This is a genomic window from Synechococcus sp. B60.1 (genome assembly GCF_047462555.1).
GTDB lineage: Bacteria > Cyanobacteriota > Cyanobacteriia > Thermostichales > Thermostichaceae > Thermostichus.
This window is the reverse complement of sequence record NZ_JANSJN010000183.1, coordinates 1-2096: the sequence shown is the minus strand read 5'-3', so window position 1 is coordinate 2096 and position 2096 is coordinate 1. Positions and strand designations below refer to the sequence as shown.

1 protein-coding gene and 1 pseudogene are annotated in these 2096 nt (G+C 60.7%); both read right to left on the bottom strand.

The features are described 5' to 3' along the window. Window positions 1–1668 (bottom strand): serine/threonine protein kinase (locus tag NW863_RS12840; RefSeq protein ID WP_414366832.1); only part of this gene is annotated, 1668 nt, incomplete at its 3' end. 3 nt (window positions 1669–1671) lie between these two features. Then, window positions 1672–2096 (bottom strand): annotated as a pseudogene (locus NW863_RS12835) (hypothetical protein); the annotation flags it as partial.

Below are 2096 nucleotides of genomic sequence, written 5' to 3'. Positions count from 1 at the left end.
CCCCCGCCCCCCCCCGCCCGGCCCGCGCCGGGGCGTCGGCCCCGGAGTTCGACGAGGCGTAGCCACCGGGGTGGGAGTAGGTGTCGGTACCGGAGTTCGAGTAGGCGTCGCCACCGGGGTGGGAGTGGGTGTCGGTGCCGGAGTTCGAGTAGGCGTTGCCACTGGAACGGGAGTAGGTGTCGGTGCCGGAGTTGGAGTAAGTGTCGCCACCGGTGTGGGGGTGGGAACGGGCTCGAGGGTAGGTGTCGGGGTGACTGCGGCGGTAGGGATCGGCTCCGGTTCTTCCTGGGTATCGCGGGTTGCTGGGCGCGGCCAGAGCAAAAACGCGGCCAACAAAGCCACAGCGCCTCCCCCAGCCAAGACCCACTTGAGGCTGCTGCCAGAAGGCTGGAGAACCGTTGGGGGGGCAGCTCGCGGCAGGGGGCGGGTGCGGGGGGTATCCGTCCGTGGTGGGACGGGGGGATCCTGAGGAGGAGCAGCCGGACGAGTGTTGCTGGCTGGGATGACTGTAGAGGGCGTTTTGGCAGTTTCGCCTGCAGCTTGAGAGGAGGGATCCGGCGCAGCTTCTGCCGAGGTAGTTGAGGGGAGAGGTGCCCGCTCGGTGATGTAGTAGGGGATCCCTACCCCTGGAGGGGAGGCCGGCTCCTCTTCAATGAGATCCAAATCCTCATCGCGGATATCTTCAAAGGCTCCAGCAGTTGATCCTGTATTGCTGGTGGTTTCGATTGGCGGCCTGGGAATAGAAGAAGGTGGAGCATGGCCTTGAGCCTTGGCACCGCTGGTGGGAAGAATCACGGTACTGGCCTGGCTGCTGGAGAGTTGAGTGGCTACCGTCAGCTCATAGGCTTGCAGCAGCCGCTCCCCTAGCTCCTGCATCGTCTGCGGCCGCTCGTCTGGGTTTTTCTTGAGGCAATCCATCACCACCGCTGCCACCGCAGGTGGGATTGGCTGCGGGGTTGTTGCCGAGGTGAGCTCAATCGGGTTTTCGTAGCAATGGGCGTGGATCCAACTGTGCAGAGTGTCGGTTTCCAATTGAAAGGGCATGGATCCCGTCAGCATCTCGTAGAGCACCACCCCCAGGGAGTAGATGTCTGAGCGGGCATCCAGAGACTTGCCCCGTATCTGTTCAGGAGAGGCGTAGCGAGCAGTGCCGATAAATCCGCCCCCCTTTTGGGTGCCCAGGCTAAGGGTGTGATCCGCCAAGGTTTTGGCTGCGCCGAAGTCCAGGATTTTCACCTGCCCTTCGGGCGTGATGATGATATTGGAGGGTTTGATATCCCGGTGGATGACGCCCTTGCCATGCGCATAGGCAAACGCGTCCAGGATTTGGCGGAAGTACTTGCGGATGCTTTCTAAGGGGAGAGGTCCGGCCCTGAGGATTTCGGAGAGGGGTTTGCCCTCGACATATTCCATGACGAGATAGAGGGCATCCGGCTCCTCGATGTAGTCGTAGAGGGTGACGATGTTGGGATGGGATAGGCGGGCCAGCACACTGGCTTCGGCGGCGAAGCGCTCCCGAACTTCGGGCTCTTGCGCAAGGTAAGGACTAATCGCCTTTATCGCCACCAGGCGGTCGAGCTTTTTCTGGCGGGCGAGATAGACCACCCCCATGCCGCCCTGGCCCAGCGTCTGCAAAATCTCGTACCGCTCTAAATAAGGCACCTGCATAGCCTATGCCGTGGGCGAAAGAAGGCTCTGGCGTAAAGTCTGAATGGCCACCTCCAGATGTGCTTTTTCGCTGCCCCAGCCCCATGAGAGCCGTACAGCCCGTACTGCTTCTTCTGGCGATAGCCCTATTGCCTGCAGGACATGCGAGGGATGCCCACTTCCCGAACTGCACGCCGATGTGCCCGATGCACATACCCCAGCCAGATCCAGATGAATAAGTAGCAGGTCGTCCGCCTTCTCCGGCGGTAGATAAAAGTTCAGTATACCGGGATGGCTCCCTTCCAGGGTAGGAACGCCATTGATGCGTGCCTCAGGAAGGAGAGCCTGTAAGAGCGTCAGCGCATGAGCTTTGAGGGTAGAGAGGTGTTTGAGATAGAGATCTTTTTGCTGGTAGGCCTTTTTTAGAGCGAAGGCCATACCTGCGATGC